At 65.8% G+C, this 24,726-nt stretch carries 14 protein-coding genes; 6 read left to right on the top strand and 8 right to left on the bottom strand.

The window, feature by feature from the left end; genetic code table 11:
• Nucleotides 1-23: 23 nt before the first annotated feature.
• Complete coding sequence (locus CRO39_RS03495) at nucleotides 24-656, bottom strand: response regulator (protein ID WP_141400697.1); 633 nt, start codon at nucleotides 654-656, stop codon at nucleotides 24-26.
• A 90-nt stretch (nucleotides 657-746) separates the two neighbouring features.
• Entirely contained in the window at nucleotides 747-4,079 is a 3,333-nt protein-coding gene (locus tag CRO39_RS03490; protein WP_176520145.1) for a PAS domain-containing protein, read from the bottom strand.
• Nucleotides 4,080-4,659: 580 nt separating this feature from the next.
• On the opposite strand from CRO39_RS03490, the gene CRO39_RS03480 reads away from it, so the two are divergent.
• The 3 genes from CRO39_RS03480 to CRO39_RS03470 all read left to right on the top strand — a co-directional run bounded on the left by CRO39_RS03480 (nucleotide 4,660) and on the right by CRO39_RS03470 (nucleotide 9,785).
• A complete protein-coding gene (locus tag CRO39_RS03480) occupies nucleotides 4,660-5,868 on the top strand; it encodes an EAL domain-containing response regulator (RefSeq protein ID WP_141400696.1) in 1,209 nt (402 codons plus the stop codon).
• 400 nt (nucleotides 5,869-6,268) lie between these two features.
• Complete coding sequence (locus CRO39_RS03475; RefSeq protein ID WP_238394529.1) at nucleotides 6,269-7,771, top strand: cellulase family glycosylhydrolase; 1,503 nt, start codon at nucleotides 6,269-6,271, stop codon at nucleotides 7,769-7,771.
• Nucleotides 7,772-8,021: 250 nt separating this feature from the next.
• Nucleotides 8,022-9,785, top strand: a complete 1,764-nt coding sequence (locus CRO39_RS03470; protein ID WP_162125676.1) for a glycoside hydrolase family 43 protein — start codon at nucleotides 8,022-8,024, stop codon at nucleotides 9,783-9,785.
• A gap of 135 nt (nucleotides 9,786-9,920) precedes the next feature.
• On the opposite strand, the gene CRO39_RS03465 is transcribed toward CRO39_RS03470, so the two are convergent.
• Both CRO39_RS03465 and CRO39_RS03460 read right to left on the bottom strand, forming a co-directional pair.
• Nucleotides 9,921-11,534 (bottom strand): family 43 glycosylhydrolase, encoded by a 1,614-nt coding sequence (locus tag CRO39_RS03465; protein WP_097120448.1) that lies wholly within the window; start codon nucleotides 11,532-11,534, stop codon nucleotides 9,921-9,923.
• Nucleotides 11,535-11,614: 80 nt separating this feature from the next.
• Nucleotides 11,615-13,315, bottom strand: coding sequence for a glycoside hydrolase family 43 protein (locus CRO39_RS03460; RefSeq protein ID WP_097120447.1), 1,701 nt, complete (start codon nucleotides 13,313-13,315; stop codon nucleotides 11,615-11,617).
• A gap of 732 nt (nucleotides 13,316-14,047) precedes the next feature.
• Here CRO39_RS03460 and paoA point away from each other — a divergent pair.
• The 3 genes from paoA to paoC are packed head-to-tail and all read left to right on the top strand — an operon-like array spanning nucleotide 14,048 to nucleotide 17,833.
• Nucleotides 14,048-14,683, top strand: coding sequence for an aldehyde dehydrogenase iron-sulfur subunit PaoA (gene paoA, locus CRO39_RS03455; protein ID WP_238394523.1), 636 nt, complete (start codon nucleotides 14,048-14,050; stop codon nucleotides 14,681-14,683).
• Complete coding sequence (locus tag CRO39_RS03450; protein WP_097120445.1) at nucleotides 14,680-15,630, top strand: FAD binding domain-containing protein; 951 nt, start codon at nucleotides 14,680-14,682, stop codon at nucleotides 15,628-15,630. Before paoA ends, CRO39_RS03450 begins: the two co-directional genes overlap by 4 nt.
• 4 nt (nucleotides 15,631-15,634) lie before the next feature.
• Nucleotides 15,635-17,833: an aldehyde oxidoreductase molybdenum-binding subunit PaoC gene (gene paoC / locus CRO39_RS03445; protein ID WP_097120444.1), complete on the top strand. Its 2,199-nt coding sequence runs from the start codon at nucleotides 15,635-15,637 to the stop codon at nucleotides 17,831-17,833.
• Between the two features lie 139 nt (nucleotides 17,834-17,972).
• Here paoC and CRO39_RS03440 read toward each other — a convergent pair whose 3' ends face one another.
• From CRO39_RS03440 to CRO39_RS03425, 4 genes are read right to left on the bottom strand one after another with little or no spacing between them, the layout of a single operon-like run.
• Nucleotides 17,973-18,290, bottom strand: coding sequence for a DUF2149 domain-containing protein (locus CRO39_RS03440; protein ID WP_097120443.1), 318 nt, complete (start codon nucleotides 18,288-18,290; stop codon nucleotides 17,973-17,975).
• The gene (locus tag CRO39_RS03435) at nucleotides 18,290-18,778 is read right to left on the bottom strand and encodes a MotA/TolQ/ExbB proton channel family protein (RefSeq protein WP_097120442.1); all 489 of its coding nucleotides are present in this window, start codon (nucleotides 18,776-18,778) and stop codon (nucleotides 18,290-18,292) included. The genes CRO39_RS03440 and CRO39_RS03435 overlap by 1 nt, the downstream gene beginning before the upstream one ends.
• 19 nt (nucleotides 18,779-18,797) lie before the next feature.
• Nucleotides 18,798-22,733 carry a cobaltochelatase subunit CobN gene (gene cobN, locus CRO39_RS03430; RefSeq protein ID WP_097120441.1) on the bottom strand — a complete coding sequence of 1,312 codons (3,936 nt, stop codon included), beginning with the start codon at nucleotides 22,731-22,733 and terminating at the stop codon, nucleotides 18,798-18,800.
• 1 nt (nucleotide 22,734) lies between these two features.
• On the bottom strand, nucleotides 22,735-24,678 hold the full coding sequence (locus tag CRO39_RS03425) for a TonB-dependent receptor domain-containing protein (protein ID WP_162125674.1): 1,944 nt from the start codon (nucleotides 24,676-24,678) through the stop codon (nucleotides 22,735-22,737).
• Between the last annotated feature and the right edge of the window lie 48 nt (nucleotides 24,679-24,726).

Raw genomic sequence — 24,726 nt, 5'->3', positions numbered from 1 at the left:
TTCCGGCGCAGCGCAACGGCGCTTCAGGTCGATTCTGTCAGCAGGTAGTCCAGGCCGTGATTCGCCAGATATGGACCGATCTCGGTATTGGCGCGCAATCCAAGCTTGCGTAATGCGTTGTACTTGTGGGTCGTGACGGTCTTGTAGCTGCGCTCGCTGTCGATCGCCAATGCCTGCAGGTTGTTCCCCTGAGCGAGCGCAATGAGAATGCCTTGCTCGGCTGCCGTCAGACGCATCCAGGGGTGGTTTCGCGCCGCCTGAAGGTCGATGGTGGGATCCACAAACTGTCCGCCGGCGACAACCGCGCGCATCGCCTCCATGGCCAAGAATGGGCCACTGTTCTTCGAGACATAGCCAGAGGCGCCCAGGTCGAGCGAGGCCAGCGCCAGGCAAGGATGCACATGGCCCGTGTAGACGATGACGCGCAAGTCCGGGCAAATGCTCATGACCGCCCTCAGCAGCGGAATGCTGGTTGGCGAACCGGGCATCTGCAGGTCGAGCACAAGGTAGTCGTAGCGCGCCTGCCCCACTTTATGCAGGAGACCGGGGCCATCGACGATCGCCTCGATATGGACATCGCCCGGAAACGCGGTCTTCAGCATCTCCGTGAGCGCGATGGCGATGATGGGGTGGTCGTCGGCAATCAGAATTCTCATCAGCACGTTCTCCGTTGTGCGCGTTATCGCCTTTGCCGGAACCCAACGCCTGCAACCAGCTCCATCCACCAGAACACGCCAGCTTGCTGCTCACGCCCGGGAGCTGCAGAAGCCAGCCGCCGCCGAGTCGTCCCCCGCATCCGCATGAAGTTCCGTCTCAAGCCGGGCCCTGACGTGCGCCAATACCTGTTGAAGTTCAGAACGCGCTGCTGCGAATTCGCTGTCGAACTCGGTATCGCTTTTCGCTTTGGATTCCAGGCCATCCAGCGCGATTGCCGCCGACTCTTCGCCAAGTTGCCGGCATCCGGATTTCAGCTTGTGCGCCAGGTCGCGCACGCGCCTCCAGTCGCCGGCGGCATACGCCGCATCCAGCAGTTCGCAATCGGCGCGAGTCGAGCGCTCGAACACGCCAAGCACATGACAAAGCTTCTGCTCGTTGTTCCCCAGGATGTCCGCGAGCTCGCGGAAGCGCGCCATGGCTCCGTCAGCCGCATGAACGGTCGTGACCGGGCTGGAGGTGGCGGCCGGCGGCAGGAACTCGTCCATGATCCGTTTCAGCTCGCACATCTGCAACGGCTTGGCCAGGTAGCCATCCATGCCCAGGGCAAAGCATCGCTCTCCTTCCCCCTGCAATGCATTGGCGGTGATTGCGATGATCGGCAAACTGGGAGCCCCGCTGCTTTGCTCATGGGCACGGATCCGCCGGGTAAGCTCGTAGCCGTCCAGCCGCGGCATGTGGCAATCCGTCAATAGCAAGCCATAGCGGCTTTGGCCTTGGTGGAGCATCGTCCAGGCGCGGGCGCCGTCCTCAGCCACATCGCACGCATAACCCAACCTGGCCAGTTGCCGGCAGATCACATCGCGGTTGGTAGCATTGTCTTCTGCCAGCAGGACCAGCCGGCCAGCCGCCTCCTCGTGTTCCCTCGAGGGCGCCGCCGCAGCGATATCCATCTGATCGGCGGCAATGGCCGGCACCGGCGCGCTGATCCGTCCCAGCGCTATCGCAATGCCGGGAATAAGATTGGCGCGGGTCAGCGGATTGCCGTTGACCAGCGTCGCATTGGAAATCAGCTGCGCATGCAGGGACTCGGCAGAACGCACAACGACGAACGGCACGCCGCACAGCGCCGGGACTTCATCGAAACGGCGCCGCAGGCCCACGCATTCGGAGATCGACCAATCCCGATCCAGCAGGACGAGATCGAACGAACGTCCCGCCCCCCCTGCTTGCGCACGCACCAGGAGGCTTTCGGCGGAATCGAAAAACTCGACATCGGCATCGAACTGCTGCAGAAGATCGGTGAGGATTCTTTGCCGAATATCGCGCGCCACCAGCGCCAATACGCGAACCCCCGCTATCGAATAGCCCCAGTCGTACTCGCTGGCGGCCACCGCCCTGAAGGGAATCACCGCACTGAAACGGCTGCCATGAAGCAATTGGCTTTCGCACTCCACCCATCCCCCCATGAGTTCGGCCAGATGCTTGACGATGCTCAACCCCAACCCGGTGCCGCCAAAGCGCCGCGTCGTCGCTGCGTCGGCCTGCTGGAACGGCTGGAACAGGTTTTTGACGGTGTCTTCATCCATGCCGATTCCGCTGTCGGCAACGTCGAAGCGCACCAGGATCGGGCTTTCCCGTCCGGTCTCCGCGCCGCCACGCTCCAGCGACAGCGTCACCACCACGCCGCCCCGGTCGGTGAACTTGATGGCGTTGCCGATGAGGTTGGTCAGTATCTGGCGCAGCCTGACCCTGTCCCCGATGACGCGGCGCGGCACCTCGGGTGAAATGTCGATGTCCAGAGCGATGCCGCGCTGCGTGGCGTGGGTGCCGAGCGATTCGCCTACGCTCTCGGCCAGCCGCCGCAACGACAGCTGGGTATGCTCCAGTTCCAGCTTGCCGGCCTCTATCTTCGAGAAGTCCAGGATGTCGTTGATGACGGTCAGCAGCGCGAACGCCGAGTCCTTGCAGGTCCTGAGCATCTGCTGCTGTTCGGGGGCCAACGAAGTTTCCAGCAGCAGTTCGATCATGCCGACCACGCCGTTCATCGGCGTCCTGATCTCATGGCTCATCATGGCCAGGAAGCGGGCCTTGGCCTCCATCGCCAGCTGCGCCTCCATGGCCGTTTTGCGCAGATCCGCCTTGAGGTCCTCTTCCTCGGTGATGTCGCGGGCGATGCCGGTAATCCCCCTGTTTGCGGCGGGGTCGGAATCGTTCCGCGGCTCGATCGTGGCGTGTACCTCAACCCAGCGCATCCGACCGTCCGGCAGCCTGACCCGATACTTGTCCGTGTAGTATCCGCCGCGCTCGGCGGCATCGCTCAAGTGGTCGAGGACCCGCCCGCGGTCGTCAGGATGCAAAGCGTCGAAGAAATCCCGGCGCGTAACCCGCTCGTCGGCGCCGCGACCGAAGATGCGGCGGACGTTGACATCCCAGTCGACCGGGTCATCCAGCCCCGGTTCGTCCGCCCGGTCGGCTTCGCTGACGTCGCGGTACTCGGAACGCCACACGCCAAGCCGCCCGCTCCGCAACGCCAACTCGAGAGCAGCGCGAGCCTGTTCCAGATCGCTGGTCGCCTGCTGCGCCTCGCGCACTTTCTGGCGCAAGTCGGCCTTGAGGTTCTCCTCGTCGGTGACGTCGTGCACGATGCCGGTCATCGACAACAGGGTTTCGGCGGTATCGGGGTCGACCCGTATCGTCGGCGCCGCGGCGTAAACGGCGACCGTGCGCACCTGCCCGTCGGGACGGACGATCCGGTACTGGTCGGCGTATTCGCCGCCTCCCGAACGCGCAAAGCCGGCCAAGACGCGCTCCCGATCTTCCGGATGCAGCGCTTCGAAGTAATGCCGGCGCGTCACCGGTTCGTCGGGACCGCGACCGAAGATGCGGCGCGTATTGGTGTCCCAGTCGACCGGTTGCTCGAGTCCCAACTGACCTGGGCGATCGGTACTGTCGGCACCGCGAACCTCGGAATGCCAGACGCCGAGACGCCCGCTACGCAGCGCCAACTCGAGATCGGCACGCGACCGCACCAACGCGGCCAACGCACGCTCGGCATCGTACCTCGCCTCGGCCAGTTCCAGCTCCTGGCGTTTGCGCTGGGTGATATCCCGATTGACCCCGATCAGATAGGTCGGCTTGCCAGGTATGCTTTGACGGAGAGCCGAACCCTCGACCCAGTACCAACCACCGCCTTTGGCCGGGACTCGGAATTCGTAATCGACAGCCACCCCGTCCTTCAGAGCGCGCTGTACCGCTTCCCTCAATGGCCCGATGTCCTCCGGATGCATGTGCAATGCCAATTCCGCGGCCTTGTGCGGGCCCTCGCCAAGACCAAACAGCTTGCGCTCGAAAGCATCGAGATCCAGTTCGTCGCTCTCCGAGTCCCATGCCCAGGTCCCCATTTGCGCCGCACGCAACGCCATGTCCAAACGCGCGTTGCTGACTTCCAGCTGCTGGCGCAGTTCTAGTCCGTCCGAAGCGTTCATTGGCGTCGCCAGGATGCGAGATGACCGGGTTCACGGGCCGAAAAAAGCCGCCTTGCGCATCCGCGCAGAGCGGGCGTTCCCGTTGGCTGGCTGGCCGTGGAAAAAAGAGCGCAGGTCCCGGTCGGCCAAGATGGCAAAGTCCTGGACGGTCGAAACGGAGTATCGCTGCGGAATGGCGACGAACCGGCAACCGCCTGCATCCGGTGGGTGGCTTGCCATCCGTCCGGCCCCGCAGCGGCACCCCATGCGGGTGTCCCCCGGAACGCATCCGCGGCCTTGGTTATCGCCGGGCCGGCGATGCAACTGGCCGCGACAACCGGCAGTATCGGAACAACGCTGCCAGGCAGCGTTCCGCCTTCTTCCTGCATCCCGGTATGTCCTCGGTCCAAGCCTCTGCGCCTCCATAAGACGAACGACTGCCTGGCCTGTTCAATGTCGCTCTACTTGCTGTTGTTTGTCAATGTGAAAAACCTGCCCTAAAGTCGCCTGGGGATCATCTTCAGGGACTGCGCCGACCGTGCCCGACCGCTTTGCCAACTTGCGTGCGCTGGTCGTTGACGACGACCCCTTGATGACGGAGCTGATTGCGATGCTCCTCCGTGATTGCGGATTCGCGCAGGTCGACATTGCCGATGGCGGACAGGCGGCTCTTGCGCATCTCTCAAGGCATACCGCGGATCTTCTCATATGCGATCTCAACATGCCGGGCATGGACGGCGTTCAGCTGATGAGCCGGATCGCGGCACTCGAGCAGCGCCCCGCGTTCATCCTTGTCAGTGGCGAACATTCGCGCATTCTGGATTCCAGCCGCCAGTTTGCCGAAGCCAAGCAACTGACCTTGCTTGGCGTGCTCCGCAAGCCGGTTGCGCGCGAGCCGTTGGTTTCCCTGCTCGATCTCTATCGGCCAGGAATCGGGCGGCCACGCGCCGAGCCTGTGCGCGCTGTCTTGGACGCGGCGTATCTGAGGAAAGGTATCGAGGATGGCGCCGTGCGCTTGCTCTACCAGCCGAAGATGGAGTTGCGTTCGGGCGGACTGGCGGGCGTGGAGGCATTGCTGCATTGGACCGATCCGGCATTCGGCATCGTGCCTTCTACCCAGGTGGTCGATGCGGCGGAGAAATGCGGTCTTATCGACGAGTTGACCCTGGCGGTGCTCTCCCGAACCGCGCGCGACCGCCGCACCGCTGCCGACAGGGGGGTCTTTCTCGACTTCGCCATCAACGTATCGCTGAAAAACCTGCACGGCCCGGACATCGTCGAACGGATGCTCGATGCCGTGGCGACCGAACTCGGCGAGCCTTCAGACTTCACGCTGGAGATAACCGAAACCCACCTGGTCGATGATCTGGCCAAAATCCTAGAAACTCTGCTTCGCCTGCGCTTGTCCGGTTTCAAGATCTCTCTGGACGACTACGGTACCGGCGCATCCAGCATGCAACTGCTTTCGCAGTTGCCGAGTACCGAACTGAAGATAGACCGCAGCTTCGTTTCCGCCGCGCCGAAGAGCAAGCAAGGACGCGCTTTCATGCAGTCCGCCGTCGAGTTGGCGCTCCAGATGGGACAATCCGTCGTGGCCGAAGGCATAGAGACCGAAGAGGAGCGCGCACTGGCCCTGGAGCTTGGCTGCCAGATCGGACAGGGCTATCTTTTTTCCAGACCCCTCCCCTTGAAGGAGCTGTTGGAAATGGCGACAGGCATGCCGCCCGTTCCAGACGGCATGCCGTAGGATGCGGCCGTCCCCCGAGGACGATGGTCCGCGACCTTCTCCCGCACAGATGCACCCTCCGCCTGGCCCGATCCGCCGCGGCTCCTCACCAACCGGGCGTAACGCAGGCGACTGATCCGCGCGCTCTGTTGGTGCAGTGCCGCAGTCGAAAACGATATAGCTCACTTGAAACAATTCATTGGTGTGGCATGTCACGCCTGCCTATGCTCGCCTTGGCGTTGCTCCATGACCGTTTCGTGGCACAGCGGGAGCAGCCGGCAACACCAAGCCCTGAAGCGCCAGGTGATGGCGTTGCGGATTAGCCCATTCGTGTTGATCGAAACCAGGAGGATTCATGTCGGGTCCCAGACTTCCCGCTTCCGTTCGCTCGCTCCGGTCCAGGTTGATTGGACGATTGTCGATGTTCTGCGCGGCGGCATTCCTGCTTGCAGGGCCCGCATTCGCCCAGCTTCCGCCCGCCCAGCAGGTCGCAGACCAGATCCGGATCGGCTGGAATGTGGGCAACACCCTGGAAGCCATTTGCGGCGAGACGGCCTGGGGCAATCCCGCCGTCACGCAGCAACTCATCAATTCCGTGAAAGCCGCTGGCTTCAATGCCATCCGCATTCCGGCGGCCTGGGACTGCCATGCCAACCAGCAGACGCAGACCATCGACCCCGCCTGGATGGCGCGCGTCAAACAGGTGGTGGACTACGCGTACAGCCAGGACATGTACGTGGTCCTGAACATCCATTGGGATGGCGGCTGGCTCGAGGAGCATCCTCTTTACTCGCATCAGGCGGCGAACAATCAGAAGCAGCGCAACTATTGGACCCAGATAGCCAACACGTTCCGCAACTACAACGAACGCATGCTGTTCGCGGGCACCAACGAAGTCCGCGCGAACTACGGGGCGCCGACCACCGAGCACAACACCGTCCAGCAGTCCTACAACCAGACCTTCGTCGATGCCGTGCGCGCTACCGGGGGCAACAATGCTTCGCGTACGCTCATCGTGCAGACGTACAATACGAACATCCAGCACGGCCTGAACTTCTTCAATATGCCGTCGGACTCGATTGCCAACCGGCTGATGGTCGAGGTCCACTATTACGATCCCTTCCAGTACACTTTGGATCCGAGCGGGAGCTGTCTGTATTGGGGCTCGCCTTATCCCCCGCAGAGCGACTGCTCCTGGGCCCAGGAGAGCTATGTTGACAACCTGTTCGCCCAGGTCCGGTCCAGGTGGGTGAACAACGGCATTCCGGTGATCATCGGCGAATATGGCGTCGAGCTTCGCTCGGGCATGAATCGGCAGTCGCGCGAGTACTACCTGGAATACATCAACCGCGCGGCCCGGCTCAATGGCCTCAAGACCTTCTACTGGGACAATGGCACGGCCAATTTTGCGTTGTTCAACCGTTCCAATGGCTCGGTCGTCGATGCCGGTGCGCTCGATGCGATCAAGCGGGGCGCCAGTTCCGGCCAGATCATCGCAAACGGTACGTATCGGGTAATCTCCCGGCATAGCGGCAAGGCGCTCGACGTGAGCGGCGGCAATACTGCCGACGGTGCGAACGTCCTTCAGTGGACCTATGGCGGCGCCAACAACCAGCGCTGGACGTTCACTCACCTGGGCAACAACACCTACCGGATCACCGGCGTGCAAAGCGGGAAGGCCTTGCAGGTCGCGAGCACATCCACGACGAACGGAACCAACGTGGACGTCCGCACCTATACCGGCGCCAATAACCAGCGCTGGATCGTCTCGGCGACCAGCGGGGGCTTCTATCGGCTGTCGCCGGCCAGCAGCACCGGCTCTGCACTGGATGTCTCTGGCGTCTCTTCGGCTGATGGCGCAAACGTCCAGCAGTGGAGTTGGGTGAATGGCAACAATCAGCAGTGGGCCATCCAGGTTCCCTGACCGCCCTCCAACGCCGGGCTTTCGGATGGCGGTCGCGGCGGTCGCCGCGGTCGCCTTTTGCAGTTCCGTTTTCAGGCGTCGCGGCCATCGCTGCAAGTCCTTGTCCCGCCTCGCCGCCGCCCTGCCCTCGCGCAGGGCGATATCCGACGTCGACGTGGACGATCCGCAGGTCCGGCGACGACCATTGATGTCCATGTTTGGAGAGGCTGGAACAGCCCTGGCCGACCATTATTCACAGAAGGGACCGCCCATGAAATTTCTTCCGCGCGTACTGCTCGCCGCTGCGATTCCGTTCCAGCTTGCGGCTTGCGCCCCCGGCCCGGGGACTGCCGCGGGTCCGGGTTCGAATTCGGGTTCGGATTCGGGCCAGGCCGTTTTCGAGTGGGTGGAATATGCCGGCGCCGATCCGGTGTTCGAGCAGAAGCCGCCAGCCGGAACTTTCCAGAACCCCATCCTCGCCGGCTTCTATCCGGACCCCAGCATCGAACGGGTCGGCGACGACTACTACATGGTCAACTCCACCTTCGGTTTCTACCCGGGCGTGCCGGTCTTCCATAGCCGGGACCTGGTGAACTGGACGCAGGTCGGAAACGCCATCGACCGCCCGGACATGATGCCGTTCGGCTCGAGCGTCAGCTTGAACGGCGGCGGCATCTACGCGCCGACCATCCGCTTTCACGATGGGCTTTTCTATCTGGCCACCACCTGCGTGGGATGCGGCGGCAACTTCATCGTCACCACCAGCGACCCGGCGGGCGACTGGAGCGACCCCATCTGGTTGCCGCATATCGGCGGCATCGATCCATCGCCGTTCTTCGACGACGATGGCCGTGCCTACATCGTCCACCATGCCGATCCGCCTGCGAAAAAGTATCCCGCGCACACGCAGATCCGGATCATGGAAGTGGATCCGAAGACATTCGCCCCGCTTTCGGAGGACGTCCTGCTGGTCGACGGCAGCGACAAGCAGCCCTGGCATACCGACTACATCGAAGGTCCGCACATCTACAAGGTCGGTGGCCGCTACTATCTCAGCGCGGCCGGTGGCGGCACCGGATATTTCCATCAACAGCTGTTCTATCGCGCGGACACGCCGTTCGGCCCGTTCGAGGCCAATCCCGGCAACCCGGTGCTCACCCAGTTCGGCTTGCCGGACGAGCGACCCGATCCGGTCACCGCCACCGGCCATGCGGACCTGGTGCAGGACCAGGCCGGCAATTGGTGGACGGTGTTCCTGGGCACGCGGGTGTACGACCTGGCGACTCCGCCGCAGGACCCGGGCAACTTCCACACCGGTCGCGAGACCTTCCTGCTGCCGGTGCGGTGGGAGGACGGCTGGCCGGTGATGCTGGCCAAGGGCCAGCCGCTGCCGTGGACGCCGAAGGCGCCTGCACTGCCGGCCGGCAACGCGCCTGCCGTGCCCACCACCGGCAACTTCGGCTGGCGCGAGGAGTTCGACGCGCCCGCACTGCCGCCCCAGTGGCTGTTCGCCAGGACGCCGACGAGCCAGTGGTGGAGCAGCGGCGATGGCGGCGCGCTGGTCCTGCAGCCGCGGGCAGAACGCATCGGCGGGAATGGCCAACCCTCCTTCGTCGGCCGCCGGATCCAGCACATGAAGGCGTCCTTCGCCACCCGGCTGAAATTCTCGCCTTCCCGAACAGGCGATGAAGCCGGGCTGTTGGCGGTCCAGAACGACGACTTCTACTACGCCTTCGGCCTGGGCACCAATGAACGGGGCGATGCCGTGCTGCGCGTCCATCGCCGCCGCGGCAGCGACGAGCCTGCCGATGGCGTCGTGCTGGCCGAACGCTCCCTCGGTGCGGAAGTGCGCGACGGCGTGACCCTGAAGGTCGACATCGACAGGGCACGAATCGATTTCGCCTACAGCGCCGACGGCGAAACGTTCGCCACCCTGCTGGGCGATGCGGACGCGCGCGTGCTGACCTCTGCGGTTGCCAGCGGATTCACCGGTGCCGTGGTGGGGCCGTATGCGCGCCGGACCGACTTGCCCTGAGAAAGCGCAGGCCGGAGGGCGCTTGCCAAGCGCTCCCGATGCGGGACGCCGAACCTGCGCCGCATGCCGGGGAACGATCCGGCGCCGGCCCGTTCGCAGACGACGGGCCGGCGATGACTGCGGCGCGGTTTTCGATCAGGCGAGCGCGCGGTAGCTGAAGTCGCTGAACCGGACCGCGCCGTCGCCGGCACTGTAGACGCCTATCTTCAGGCTCAGGAAGCCGCCGAAGACGTTGTGGTGCAGGCCGGAGACTTCCATGCGCGTGTCCAGCCGCGTCCACGTCCGGCCTTCGTCGCGCGAGTAGTGGTAGGTCACGACGTGGCTGTCGTTGGTGATGCGGATGCGTAGGCGCCGGTTGGCCATCTTCTGCCGGGCCCAGGTCTGTTCCTCGGCGTACTGGAACACGCGAAGCTCGTCCGGGGTGAATCCGATGCCGACGAAGGCCTTGTGGTTGTAGAACAGCAGCATGCCGCCCTCGCCTGCCCCGACCAGTTCCAGCGCCACCTCGGCCTGGTAGACGCGGTCGCCGACGATGCACGCCAGCGGGCTGCTGTCGATGGGCGAGGTGCCGCTGCCGGCCAGTTGCAGCGTCCCGTTTCTGCGGCTCACCCGTTTCATTTCGTCGGGACGCGGGTCATGGAACGCCCACTGCACGCCGAAGCTGTCGGCGGAGAAGTTGCCCGATAGCGCGAATCCGGCGGCGCCGGGCTTGCCGCGCGCCGGTTTGGGCAGCGGCCTGGAGAGATCCCCGCCCTTGGCCCGGAACCAGCCGTCCCCGGTCCATTCGATCGGTTCCAGCAATGCCTGCCGGCCCAGCGTGCGGAAGCCGTTCTCGTAGCCGTGGTAGACCATCCACCAATCGCCGGCGGGTCCTTCAACCAGGGTCGCATGGCCCCTCGACCACCACGGCTCGGCTTCCTCCAGCGTGCGCACCAGCGGATTGTGCGGGCAATGCTCCCACGGCCCATGCACCGAGGCCGAGCGGGCGGCGATGACCATGTGCCCGGTAACCGGTCCGGCGGTGCCGCCCACCGCGGTCACCAGATAGAACCATGGTCCGCGGCGAAGCAGCTTGGGGCCTTCCGGCGCGAAGTTCTCCGTTACCCAGTCGTCCGGGTAGCGCCATGGGCTGTAGGCATGTTCCAGCGTTCCGTCGGTCGCCAGTCCATCGTCGGTCAGGCGGATCTTGCGGATGCCGTTGACGAACAGATAGCGCTTGCCGTCCTCGCCCACGACATGGCCGGGGTCGATGCATCCATCGATCTTCAGATCGACAGGATCGCTCCAGGGGCCGCGGATGTCGTCGGCCCAGACGGCGAAGATCTTCCACCCGTCGCCATCAGGATTGGCGGGCAGATAGATGAAGTAGCGGCCCGCGTGCTTGCACAGGTCTACCGCCCAGACCACGCCTACGCTCTTGTGCAGGGCCGGGCCGACGGGAGCCCAGTTGACCAGATCGGTCGAGTGCCAGATCACCAGGCCGGGATAGGCGTAGAACGACGAAAACGTCATGTAGTAATCGTCGCCGTCCTTGAGGATGGTCGGATCCGGACGGTCGCCTGCGATGATCGGATTCAGGTAGGTCCCGTCGCCAAGATCGGCCGTTCGCTGCCCTTCGATTCCGGGCTTCCAGCCTGGCGCCCGGGTCTTCGCAATGCATGGCGCAGGCGCGGCGGCGGCGCGGAGCGGCACCGCCACGGCGCCCGCAAGCGCGGCCTTGAACAGGTTGCGGCGGGTCGTCTCGGGCATTGCTCAATCTCCGGATGGATGTGGCCGCATTGCAACGCTGGCGGACGCCGGCAAGCAACCGGGTGCGGCAGGCAAGCGCATTACTTCGCCGCGGAAGCGTCCTGGCGCCGGTAAGCGTAGAGTCCGAAGGTATTGCCGATGAAGCCTCCGGCGGTCTGGATGCTCAGCAGACTCGAATCCAGGCCCTTGGCCACAGGCTGCCAATCGCCGCCATCGACCGCATACAGCGCATCCAGTCCAGGCGCCTTGAGTTCGAAGCGCAGCGAGACCGGTTTGTCCGTCGACGCCAGCGCAACGCGGGCCAGCCGCTGGCCCACGGCATCGGTGTCCTTGCCGGCGCGCCGGTACAGCGAAACCGCCGGCCCTTGATCGTCCCGCTCCACCGCGACGATGTAGTGGTAGTTTTCGTTCTGGATCAGCGCCAGCCCGGCCAGTTCGCCGGCCGCGGGATCCCAGCGTGCGAGCGTTGCCGTCAGCGTGGCCTGATGATGCTGCAGCCTGTGCGCCACATAGGCCGGCTGGATGGGCCCGCCGATGCCCTGGGTTCCCAACGGAACCGTCGAGGGCGTAATGGACAGTCCGCCGGCACCGGTCCTGAACCACGCCGTTTGCGGCGGATGTATCGTCACCCATTGCGGCGGCAATGCCGGCCCGGAAAAACGTTCGACCCATTCGATCCGGCCGCTGGTGGCAAGCGGCTGTTCGCCGCGTGGCAGCGCCGGACGCTCCAGCACCATCGGCACGCGCTCGCCGCGCGGCAGGATGACCGGCCAGCCGTCCTTCCAGGTTACCGGCAGCAGGAATGTCTCGCGGCCGAGCTGGGTCTTGTACTGATCCCCGTGGTACGGGCGCACGGCCAGGAATACCGCCCACCAGGTACCGTCCTCCAGCTTGACGAACTGCGCGTGGCCGGTGGAGGTCACCGGCTCGGGACGCTGCGGGTCCAGGTCGCGCTGGGTCAGCGTGGGATTGCCCGGGAACGGTTCGTAGGGACCGGTCACCTGGCGGCTGCGCCACACCATCTGCGCATGCATGTCGCCGGTGCCGCCCTCGGCGGCGGTCAGGAAGTACCAGCCATCATGCTTGAACAGGTGCGGGCCTTCGATGTGTTCGGGCTTGCTGGCCGGGTCGGCGCCGCCATCGACCAGCACGGTGCGCGGCCCTACCATCTTGCCGGCGGTCACGTCGTACTGCTGCAACCAGATGGCGCGATGGCCGTCGTAGCGCATCTCGCCTTCGGGGATGTCGTTGTTGACGATCCAGGCGCGGCCGTCGTCGTCGAAGAACAGCGACGGATCGATGCCGGAAAAACCCAGCCAGATGGGATCCGACCACGGACCAGCGGGATCCTTGGCGGTGACGATGAAGTTGCCGCGGTCGCAATAGAAACAGGTATTGGCGACGTAGAAGGTGCCGTCGTGATGGCTGATGGTCGCGGCAAACAGGCCGCGGGTGATTTGCTCGTTCTGGCCATAGTCGATCTGGCCCGGGCGGTGGATGGCATTGCCTATCTGTCGCCACGACACCAGATCCTTGCTGTGGAAGATCGGCAGGCCGGGGAAATAGCCGAACGTCGACGTGACCAGGTAGAAGTCCTCGCCCACGCGGATCGCCGACGGATCCGGGTAGAAGCCGGCCAGCACGGGATTGCGGAACTGCGAAGCCGCCACCGCGGGGCCGCCATCGTCGCCGGTATAGCTCACCTCGGAAAACAGCGCGTCGCCGGCCCAAAGCGGGGCCGCCGCCAGGCATGCGGCCAGCGCAAGAACATATCGCTTCATCGTTCCTCCCAGTATCGATGGTGCTCCACTTCGGGTCGCGGCACGCGGCGGCGGCCTGGACTCGCGTTGGCAGCCTGCGACATACGGTCCCGAATCGGTGGCGTCATTCCCCCTCCGAGGTCGCAGCCAGAATCACAATGTGTCTGCCTGCACCGGCCGGTGGCGTTTTTGTCCCCGTGACGGAGACAACCGGGCCAGCATTGCATGGCGACGTATGCGTGACCAATGAAAGATTCGCCGCGAACTATTCCGAAATGCGGATGGTTCGCGGGCACCAGCATGCTTGGCGCTTCTTCGGCGTTTTTGCGTGGCGCTCACCCGGAGCCTTGTTCCCCATGATTGGTCGCGGTTCACCACTTGGTTGGCGCGGCACCCGCTATTGCAGTGATCCTGCCTATACGGCATGCCCCCGCGAGCTTTGCGTTTCCGATCGCATGCAGATGCGGCTTTGACTCACCTGCAGACAAGATACGACCAAGCGTTGCCCGGTTGCGCCAAACCGAAGCCGGGCAGCGAGCCGTGCGTGCTACAACGTTCCGGCGTATGCCGCGATTGTTCCATCTGCGGGCAACCGGCGCAGGCGCTGTCGCTGCGCACCGGTGAACGTCAGCGATGCAGCGCCAACATCGGAGCAGGTATTGGCCACAGGTCTGCGCGCTCACGCGCACCGTACGGGTGTTGGCTTACCGTTTTGTCCATTGCCAGCTATCGCCAGCCAAAGGAGTCGCCTACGTGGACGGTTTACCAAAACTCAATCTCACGCGCAGGGAGTTGCTCAAGGCCGGTGCCGCCTCGGCCGCCGCCGTGGCGGCGCCCTCCGTGGCGCTTGCGCAGGCAGCAGAGCGCCCGTCGCCGCCGCCAACCAGCGTCTCGTTCGAGGTCAATGGCAAGGCCCAGACGCTGGAACTGGATACCCGCACCAGCCTGCTGGACGCATTGCGCGAGCACCTGCGCCTGACCGGCACCAAGAAGGGCTGCGACCACGGCCAGTGCGGCGCCTGCACGGTGATGGTCAACGGCCGGCGCATCAATGCCTGCCTGACGCTGGCGGTGATGCACGAAGGCGACCGCATCACCACCATCGAGGGCCTGGGTACGCCGGATAACCTGCACCCGATGCAGGCCGCCTTCATCAAGCATGACGGCTACCAGTGCGGCTACTGCACGCCCGGGCAGATCTGCTCGGCGGTGGCGGTGCTGGAAGAAATCGAGGACGGCATTCCCAGCCTGGCCAGCGAAAATCTCACGTCACCGCCCAAGCCTACCGCCGAGGAAATCCGCGAGCGCATGAGCGGCAATATCTGCCGCTGCGGCGCCTATTCCAACATCATCGACGCGATCGCCGAGGTTGCCGGGAGGACCGCATGAAGGCCTTCACCTACCAGCGTGCGGCCTCGCCTGCCGAAGCCGCCGCGGCGGTCGCGCGCGAGCCCGGCGCCCGCTTCATCGCCGGCGGCACCAACCTGCTGGACCTGATGAAACTGGAAGTGGAAACCCCTACCCATCTGGTCGACGTCAACGCGTTGAAGCTGGACCGGATCGAACCCACCCGCGATGGCGGCCTGAAGATAGGTGCGCTGGTCCGCAACACCGACCTGGCCGCCGACGCGCGCATACGGCGCGACTACGGACTGATCTCGCGTGCGCTTGTTGCCGGGGCATCCGGACAGCTGCGCAACAAGGCCACCACCGCCGGCAACCTGCTGCAGCGCACGCGTTGCCCCTACTTCTACGACACCGACCAACCCTGCAACAAGCGCCTGCCCGGTAGCGGCTGCGCTGCGCTGGAAGGCGTCAGCCGGCAACTGGCCGTGATCGGCGGCAGCCAGGCCTGCATCGCCACCCATCCCAGCGACATGGCCGTGGCCATGCGTGCGCTGGATGCCACCGTGCAGACGGTGCAAGCCGATGGCACCGAGCGCAGCATTGCCCTGGCCGAGTTCTACCGTGCGCCGGGCACCACGCCGCACCTGGAAACGGTGCTGGCCAAGGGCGAGCTGATCGCCTCGGTCACCCTGCCCCGGCCCATTGGCGGCACGCACATCTACCGCAAGGTGCGCGACCGCGCGTCGTATGCCTTCGCGCTGGTGTCGGTGGCCGCGGTGGTGCAGCGCGATGGCAGCGGCCGCGTCGCCGTCGGCGGCGTGGCGCACAAGCCCTGGCGCGTGGAAGCGGCGGAAGCCGAACTGCCCAACGGCGCCAAGGCCGTGACCAGCCGCCTGTTCGCCGGCGCCAGGCCAACCGAGCACAACGCGTTCAAGCTGCTGCTGGCCGAGCGCACGCTGGCGTCGGTACTGGCCGAGGCGAAGGAGTGATGCCATGAAATTCGATACCCCCGCCACGCAGAATCCCGTCGATCGGCTCAAGGTGGTCGGCAAGCCGCTGGACCGCATCGACGGCCCGTTGAAGGCCACCGGCACCGCGCCCTATGCCTATGAACAGCACCAGGCCGCGCCCAACGCCGCATACGGCCATGTGATTGGCGCCGGCATCGCCAAGGGCCGCATCGCATCGATGGAGCTGGATGCCGCGCGCCGCGCGCCCGGCGTGCTGGCCATCGTCACCGCCGCCAATGCCGGTACGCTGGGCAAGGGCAACTTCAATACGGCCAAGTTGCTGGGCGGCCCTGAGATCCAGCATTACCACCAGGCCGTGGCGCTGGTGGTCGCGGAGACGTTCGAGCAGGCGCGCGCCGCCGCCGGCCTGGTGCGCATCCGCTACCAGCGCGGGCGTGGCGCGTTCGACCTGGCTGCGGCCAGGGATGCTGCCGTGGTCTCCGAAGGCGAGCAACCGGATATCGCGGTGGGCGACTTCGCCGGCGCGTTCGCCGCCGCCCCGGTGCAACTGGATGCCACCTACACCACGCCCGACCAGTCGCACGCGATGATGGAACCGCAGGCATCGATTGCCGCCTGGAAAGGCGACAAGCTCACGCTGTGGACGTCCAACCAGATGATCGACTGGAGCCGCGGCGACATGGCCAGGACGCTGGGCATCCCGAAGGAAAACGTCCGCCTGGTATCGCCCTACATCGGCGGCGGCTTCGGCGGGAAGCTGTTCGTTCGCGCCGACGCCGTGCTGGCGGCGTTGGGAGCGCGCGCGGCCGGCAGGCCGGTCAAGGTCGCCCTGCCGCGCCCGCTGATCGCCAACAACACCACTCACCGCCCCGCCACCATCCAGCGCATCCGCATCGGCGCAGAAAGCGATGGCAGGATTACCGCCATCGGCCATCAAAGCTGGTCCGGCGACCTGCCCGGCGGCGGCATCGAGAATGCGACCCAGCAGACGCGTCTGCTGTATGCCGGCGCCAACCGGATGATCCAGGCGCGGCTGGCCACCCTCGACCTGCCAGAGGGCAATGCGATGCGCGCGCCGGGCGAAACGCCGGGCCTGATGGCGCTGGAGATTGCGATGGACGAGATGGCGGAGAAGCTGGGCATGGATCCGGTGGAGTTGCGCATCCTCAACGACACCCAGGTCGCCCCCGAAAAGCCGGAACGGCCGTTCTCGCAGCGGCAACTGGTGCAGTGCCTGCGCACCGGCGCCGAACGTTTCGGCTGGGCCAGGCGCAACGCGACCCCTGGCAGCGTCCGCGATGGCCGCTGGCTGGTGGGCATGGGCGTGGCCGCGGGCTTCCGCAACAACCTGGTGAGGAAGTCTGCCGCGCGCGTGCGCCTGGCGGGCGATGGCACGGTCACGGTGGAAACCGACATGACCGACATCGGCACCGGCAGCTACACCATCATCGGGCAGACTGCCGCCGAGGTGATGGGCGTGCCGCTGGACAAGGTGGTGGTGCGGCTGGGCGATTCGGATTTCCCGATCTCCGCCGGCTCCGGCGGCCAGTGGGGCGCCAACAGTTCCACCGCCGGAGTCTACGCCGCCTGCATGAAACTGCGGCAAGCCGTTGCGCAGAAGTTGGGCCTGGGAGCGGAGGAAGCGGTCTTCGCGGACGGCAAGGTCAGCGCAGGCGGACGCAGCTTGCCGCTGGCGCAGGCAGCCGAGGCTGGCGAACTGGTCGTGGAAGACGCCATCGAGTTCGGCGACCTCACAAAGAAGTTCCAGCAATCCACCTTCGCCGCGCATTTCGTCGAAGTCGGCGTGGACATCGCCACCGGCGAGTCGCGCGTCCGCCGCATGCTGGCGGTGTGCGCAGCCGGCCGCATCCTCAATCCCAAGCAGGCGCGCAGCCAGGTCATCGGTGCGATGACGATGGGTATCGGCGGCGCGCTGTCGGAGGAACTTGCGGTGGACAAGCGCCTGGGCTTCTTCGTCAATCACGATCTGGCCGGCTACGAAGTCGCCGTGCATGCCGACGTGCCGCACCAGGAGGTGATCTTCCTGGATGAAACCGACGACAAGTCCTCGCCGATGAAGGCCAAGGGCGTGGGCGAACTGGGCCTGTGCGGGGTAAGCGCCGCCATCGCCAACGCCATCCACAATGCCACCGGCATCCGCGTGCGCGACTATCCGATTACGTTGGACAAGCTCATCGACCGCCTCCCCGCGTTGGCGTGAGGGTTGGATGGTCGGAACACAGCGCCATCGCCCGGAACCGCGCGTGCCCAGAGGGTGCGCGCCATCTTCTGGCGACTTTCGGACAGGTTGAATGCAGGGTCATCCTGCCGGCCAACCGCCGGCGCCGAGGGTGACCGGCCTACGGCGCCGCCGCCTCGGGTACGTAGACCATCCTTCCGTCCGCCAACCGGTAGGTCACCCCGGCACGCACCCCGCCGCCTTCGCCGATCTCGCCGGTGGATTCGTACTGGGTCAGCTCCTGCCCCTCCTTCACCGTGATCCGCATGTTTTCCGCGCCGGGATTCTCCACCACGACCACACGGTCTTCGCTGAAGGGATTGAGCGGATTGCGTACGATCACGATCATCAGGATGCCGATGACCACGAGGAACAGATCGATCAGATTGACGACCGAAAGAATGGGGTCGTCGGCCTCGTCGTGCTCCAGGAACCGCATCACGCAGCCCCTGCCGGCGTCGGGAGACCGCGTTCCACCGACCTCAGCTCCTGCAGCAACCAGCGCCGGCGGACCGTGAGAATCAGAAAGGTGATGCTGGCGCTGATCAAGGCCAGGATGACCGAGGAGAACGCCACGACAAGATTCTCTCCCACGGCCTGCGCATCGCTGCGGGTCAAGGCCAACAGCGCCGGCCCCATCGGAATCATGGTGGCGACCAGGCCCAGCATCGGCGCGGTGCGCGAGGTGATGCGCAGCCACTCCAGCCGCTTGAGGATCCACAGTTCCAGGTCGTCGCTGCTGCCGCCGTGGCGCGCATGCCAGGAGGCCAGTTGCGAGCGGTAGCGCCCCGTGCGCCGCTGCCAGGCCTCCACCATAAAGGCGCCCAGTACGACAAAGGCATAGGCCAGGGCCAGCAGGATCAGCGCGAGCACCGGAAACATAAACAGATGGGACAGTTCATACAGACCTGCTTCGAACGCTTTCATGGGTGGACAGCTCCGGGAATCATCGGGAAGAAGCGGTATTGCGCCGCAATTGGAACCAGGCGCCGGCGGCGATGCAGGCCGCCAGCAGCAACAGCATCGGCAACTGGCGCAAGGCGTCGGCGGACGCTTGCGGCGGCGCGTCGACTTCGCGCATGACCTGCCCGCGCACCGGCGCATCGGCCGGCGAGTCGACGGGCTGCTCGGCGGCAGCCACGTCGGCCACCGGTGCCGATGGCGCTGACGGCGGCGCGGCTTGCGCGGACGCGGTCGCATTGCGATCCACGCCGAATCCGGCCGCGGACAGGACTGGCGCGGCGTTGGCGGCAACGCGGCCGGTCAACTGGCCAAGACGCTGTTCCAGTTCTTCGCGCGTGCGCGCGTCCGGTTGCCAATAGCCGCGCTTGATCGCCTCCTGCATGCGCTCGATCAGCTGGGCATGCGCGGTCGGATGGTTGGCGTCGAACCACGCCTCGATGCCAAGCCTGCGTACATCGCGGACGTAGGTGTCATGCACGGCCTGCCACTGGTCCGCACGCACCATGGAAGGATCGGTGACCTGCCAGCCGAACAGGTTGTTGACCACGTTGAGCACCTGCAACGTGCCGGCGTAGCCTTCCTGCTGCATCTGGCCGATCCAGTGCGGATTGAGGTAGCGGCTGCGCAGCTCGCTGGCCAGGAACGCATCGGCGCGCGCGGTCCTGCCCTGCTGCTGCCGGAGATCGGACACGTACAGCGCCGGGCTGGCACCGTCCAGGTGGCGCACCGCCAGCGACAGGCCGCCCAGGTATTCGAACGGATGGTCGGTAGACAGCATGCCGTGCAGGTTCGAGGACCTGGCCAGGACGGCGGCCTGCACGCCCCGCAGCTGTTCGGCGAACAGATTGCCCGCCTCCGCCGAACCCAGGCCCCATTCGCGGGCGCCGTAGGCGTACTGCAGGCGCGCCAGGAAGCCTTCGGCCAATGCCTCGTCGCTCTTGTCCTCGCGCTCTTCAAGTACGGCATCGGTCAGCCCGCTGCCGTATTCGCCCGGTGCATTGCTGAAGATCCGCAACGCCGCCAACTGCTGCGCGCGCGGCGATGCAAGGCCGCGCTCCACCAACCGCGCCGCCAATGCTTCGCGGTTGCGGGCCACCGGGTTGCCGTCGTCCAGGTTCGCCACGCGGTCGATGGCCTCGGCCAGCAGTCGCATGAAACCATCGAACTGATCGCGGTAGACGCTGGTTACCTGCAGCACAACGTCGATACGGGGATGGGCCAGCTCGGCGTCCGGCAGCAGTTCAAGCGCGGTCACGCGGCCGCCCTCATCCCATACCGGGCGCAGGCCCAGGGCGTGCAATACCTGGCTCTCCAGCACGCCCAGATGCCGGATGGCTTCCGAGGACCACAGGCTGAAGGCCAGCTTGGCCGGTGCCTGCCCGCCATGTTCCTGCCGGTAAGCCGCCACCAGTTGGGCCAGCGCCTCGCCGCCGGCGGCATAGGCCGCACGGGTGGGAATCTTGTTGGGCTCGAAAGCGAACAGATTGCGGCCGCTGCGTACTTCGGGATTGCGGATGGGGTCGCCGCCGGCGCCCGGCGGTACGAAAGCTCCTGCCAGCCCGCGCAGCAGCGACTCGATTTCCTGCGTGTCCGCCAATGCGGCATCCCGTTCCAGGGCGCGCTGGATCTGCTCGCGCAGGGCTGGCGAGGCCGCCTGCTCCGGCGGCACGCCTTCGCGCAGGTGGCGATGCAGCACGCGATAGGGTTCGCTGCGTTGCAGGTCGGCGTAGTCGTCCGCGAAAACCTCCGCAGGGTCCAGGCCAAGCGCGAGATAGTAAGGCTCGCCCAGCTGCTGCATCACGGTGGAAAGCCGGTGCTCGGCCGCGGCCGGCTGGCCGAAGGTATGCAGCCCCAACGGCATGGCGCTGCGCGCGAGTTCGTGCAGATGATCGTGGAGCGCCTGGAAGAATGCCGGAAAGTCGCCGTCAATGGCATCGGCCGTCCAGCCCATGTCGGCGGCGATGCCGGCATCGACCGCCGCCGCGCCTATCAGCGCGGCGGTGCGTTCGCGCACGCCGCCTTCGTCCAGTTGCATGTACTCATGGACCTGCGCATGCAGGTCGCGCAGCTCGTCGTACAAGCCGGCCGGGGCGAAGGCGGGCGTCTGGTGGCTGACGATGACCGCGCGCCCGCGGCGCTTGGCCTGAATCGCCTCACCGATGTTGTCCTGGATGTACGGATAGAACACCGGCAGATCGCCAAGCGCCAGATACGGGTAATCGTTGACCCACAGGCCGCGGTCCTTGCCAGGCGTCCACTCCTGGGTGCCGTGGGTGCCGAAATGGATCAGCGCATCGGCGCCATACGATTCCCGGATGAACTGGTACGCGGCCAGGTAATAGTGGCTGGGCAACGATTGCTGATCGTGCGACGACTGCCCCAGCCGATCCGAGCGCGGCGGCTGCGGCATCACCAGCAGGTGGCCCAGGCGCAGGCGCGGAATCACGAAAACCGCCTCGCCGTCGATCGTGCGCACGGCAGGGTGGCGTTCGGGCTGTCCCCACCGCGCCAGCAGCGCTTCGCGTTGCAGCGCCGGCAGCGCCTGCAACCAGCGCCGGTAGCGCTCGACCGGGAACGCTTCGGCCAGGTCGCGGTCGAGCAGCGATTGCAGCACCTCAGGGCGATGATAGGCCGACAGCATGGCCTGCCCTGCCATGATCAAGCCTTGCTCGGTCGTGGGCCTGACCTTGTAACCGGAGGCCGCCAGCCGCTCGGACAGCAATGCCACGCTGCGCGGCACATTCAGATGCGACGCCGAAAGGTTGTTCTCGCCGGCCGGATAGTTCCAGAACATCAGCGCCAGGCGCTTCTCCAAATCAGGTTTTCGTCGTAGCGCCGCCAGCCGCGCCAGCTTGGCCGCCAGCGCATCCACCTGTTCCGGGATGGGCCGTTGCTCGCCCTCTTCCACCGCTCCGATCACGATGGGATCGCTCATCCCCCACCCTTCGGGTACGGCGATAAAGGTGGCCACCAGCGCAGGCGCCACGCCACTGCTGGCCGAGCGCCAGGCCTCGGCCGTTCCCTGGCGCGAGCTCAAGGTCTGGATCACCGGCACATCCAGTTCAAGAAACTCCGCCTGGCGCGCCTGTCCGTTCTGCAGATGGGTCAGATTGACGATGGCATCCACCATCAGCGGTTCAAGCGCAGCAGACAGGCCGCGCTCGTCGCTGGCGTCGAACCACAGTCCGAAGGCCTGCACCCCGTGCGCCGCCGCCCGGTCGATGACGGCATCGAGCACACCGGTTTCCATAGAGCCGATGGCATTGGCTGCCACCAGCACCGCCACCCGGGGCATTCCGGCCACGCCGCGCGCCTGCCACCACGCCGCCAGCGCCTGAGCGTTGGCGAAAGCTTGCCCGGCCTGCGGGTGGTAGTAGCCGGTGGCCGGCAGCGGTTCCGCAGCTGGAACGCGCTCGGGATCGTCATCGCGATGCCAGCGCCCCAGGTACTCCAGAAAGCGATGGAAATTGGCTTCACCGCCTGCAGCGTAGTAACCGCCGATGCGGCGCGCGACCGCTGCCGGCAACTGCGCCGAAGCCGGAGGACCGCCCCCCACCTGCACCCACGGCAGGCCGGCTGCCGCCAGCGCAGGCTGCAGCCGTTGCTTGACCTCGGCCGCATCCGAGGGGCGCGGCGTGTCCAGCACCAGCAACTGCGCTCCGGCGAACAACCGCGAAGGATCATCGTCGCCGTCGACCGACCGGTGCGATACGCACACCCCGAACGGGCGCCCCCAACGATCCAGGCGTGCGGCCTTGGCCGGCAGCACGAAATCGTTGCTGACCACGCGGACCTGCAGGCATTCGGCCTGCTCGGCAGCCGCCTGGACAGCCCCTGGCGGAGACTGGGCCAGCGCCGCCTGCGCGACAGATGCCGCTGCCAGCAGCGCGCCCGCCAGCGCGTATCGCAAAGGCCGCATGTCAGAACGCCAGGTTGATGCCGGCGCTGTAGTAGCGCCCGACCTCTCGATAGGAGTACAGCGTGGAACTGTCGCTCAGGCGCTCGTTGCGCAGGTTTTCCACCCCGGCGCGCACGCTCACCCGGTCGCTGATGCGGTAACCCAGGTCAAGCGACCACAGCGTATAGGCGGGCAGATCGACCTGGCGGGAGCCGGAGGTCTGCCGTTGCGTGCCCTTGTATTCCCCGCGCAATGCCGCCCTGAAACGCGCGTGCTGCCACGCCAGTGTCGTTGCGCCGCTATGCCGGGGGCGCTCGACCAGCGGCAGACCGCTGACGCGATCATGCGCCTGCAGCCAGGTGTAATTGGCGTCCAGCGAAAAGCCCGCCGCCAGCGCGGCCTTGCCGGTCACTTCCACGCCGCGCAGGCGTGCCTGCGCGACATTGATGTAGTTGCGCACTTCGCGGCCGCGGATGCCGCAGTCGGCCACGCAGCGCGTCTGGATCAGATCCTCCAGATCGTTCTGGAACGCGGTCGCTGCCAGCGACCACTCGCCTGCGTTCCAGTCGGCGCCCAGCTCGTACGTGGTCACCGTTTCCGGCTTGAGATCGGGATTGCCGTAGATGGTGAACAGCCCGCCGCCACCGACGGCCGAATACCCCGGCGAGAGCTGCTTCAGGCTGGGCGCCTTGAAGCCGCTACCCACCCCGCCCTTCAACGCGAAACGATCGTTGAGGCGGTAAACGGTGTAGGCGCGCGGGCTCTGATGCCAGCCGAATTGCTGGTGATGATCGAAACGATTGCCCACCACCAGCGACCAGCGCGGCGCCAGTTCCATCTCGTCCTGAAGAAAGAACGATCTCCCCACGGCCTGGTCATGTCCGGCCGGATTGACGGTGACGTCTTCCAACCGTTCGCGGCGCCATTCGCCGCCCAGCGTGAAGCGATGGCGCTCGCCGAACCACAGGCTGGCGTGGCCGTCGACGGCGTCTTCGGTCAGTCGTTGCGGGCCGGTGGCCGTTCCGCGGGAACGCTCGTTGCTGCGATCGAGCGTGGAGCGGTAGGCGCGCAGCGCGCTCTCGCCCCACTGCCATTGGCCGCGGTAGGACAACGAACTCTGGCTGCGGTCGATGCGATCGACGGTTTCGTAGACGTAAGGCACCGCGCCGGCCTGCAGTGCATTCCGCCAGCGCTTTTCGTTGCCCTCCAGGTGGGAGACGTCGATGCGTTGCCCTTCAACCGGCGTCCACGACAGCACCAGGTTGCCGCTGTCGGCCCGTCGCCCTTCCTGTTCGGTCAGACGCTCGTCCAGCGCATCGGCAGCGGCATCCTTGCGGCGGTTCTCGCCATAGAAACTAACCCCCAGCTTGCCCGCGATCAGCGGGCCGCCGGCATAGACGCCGGCCTGATAGGTATCGCCGCCCAGGCGTCCATCCACGACGCCGCCATTGAAGCTCAGGCTTCCCTTCCACTCATCGGTGGCCTGGCGGGTGATGATGTTGACCACGCCGCCCAGCGCTTCGGAACCGTACAGCGAGGACATCGGCCCACGCACGACTTCGATGCGCTCGATCGCCTCCACCGGCACCCAGCCCAGGTCGAAATCGGCATGCGCGATCGCATCGCTGGCGGCATTGATGCGCCTACCGTTGACCAGCACCAGCGTGTACTCGCTGTCCATGCCGCGGATGCGGATTCCGCGGCGCGTCATGCCCACCCCGCTCAGCGTCACTCCAGGCGTACCGCGCAAGGCATCGGACAGATCCAGGATGGACCGCTGCTGCAGTTCCTCGCGCGTGATGACCGTCATCGATGCCGGCGCGTCGGCCAGATTGCGTTCGGTCGCCGTGGCGGTAACGACGATGGTGGAGAAGTCGGTGGCCTCGCCGCCGGCGTGCGCGACGGCGGCATGAAGCGTGGCGATGCTTCCCACGGCAAGTGCGAGGCCGCGGGAAAGATCATGCATGGTCATTGGATGCTCTTCTGGAAGGTGGTGGAAAATCGCGGAATCAGC

Source organism: Pseudoxanthomonas wuyuanensis (assembly GCF_900215535.1).
Taxonomy (GTDB): Bacteria; Pseudomonadota; Gammaproteobacteria; order Xanthomonadales; family Xanthomonadaceae; genus Pseudoxanthomonas_A; species Pseudoxanthomonas_A wuyuanensis.
The sequence above is the reverse complement of the archived record's forward strand: the minus strand, read 5'-3'. Positions and strand labels throughout refer to the sequence as shown.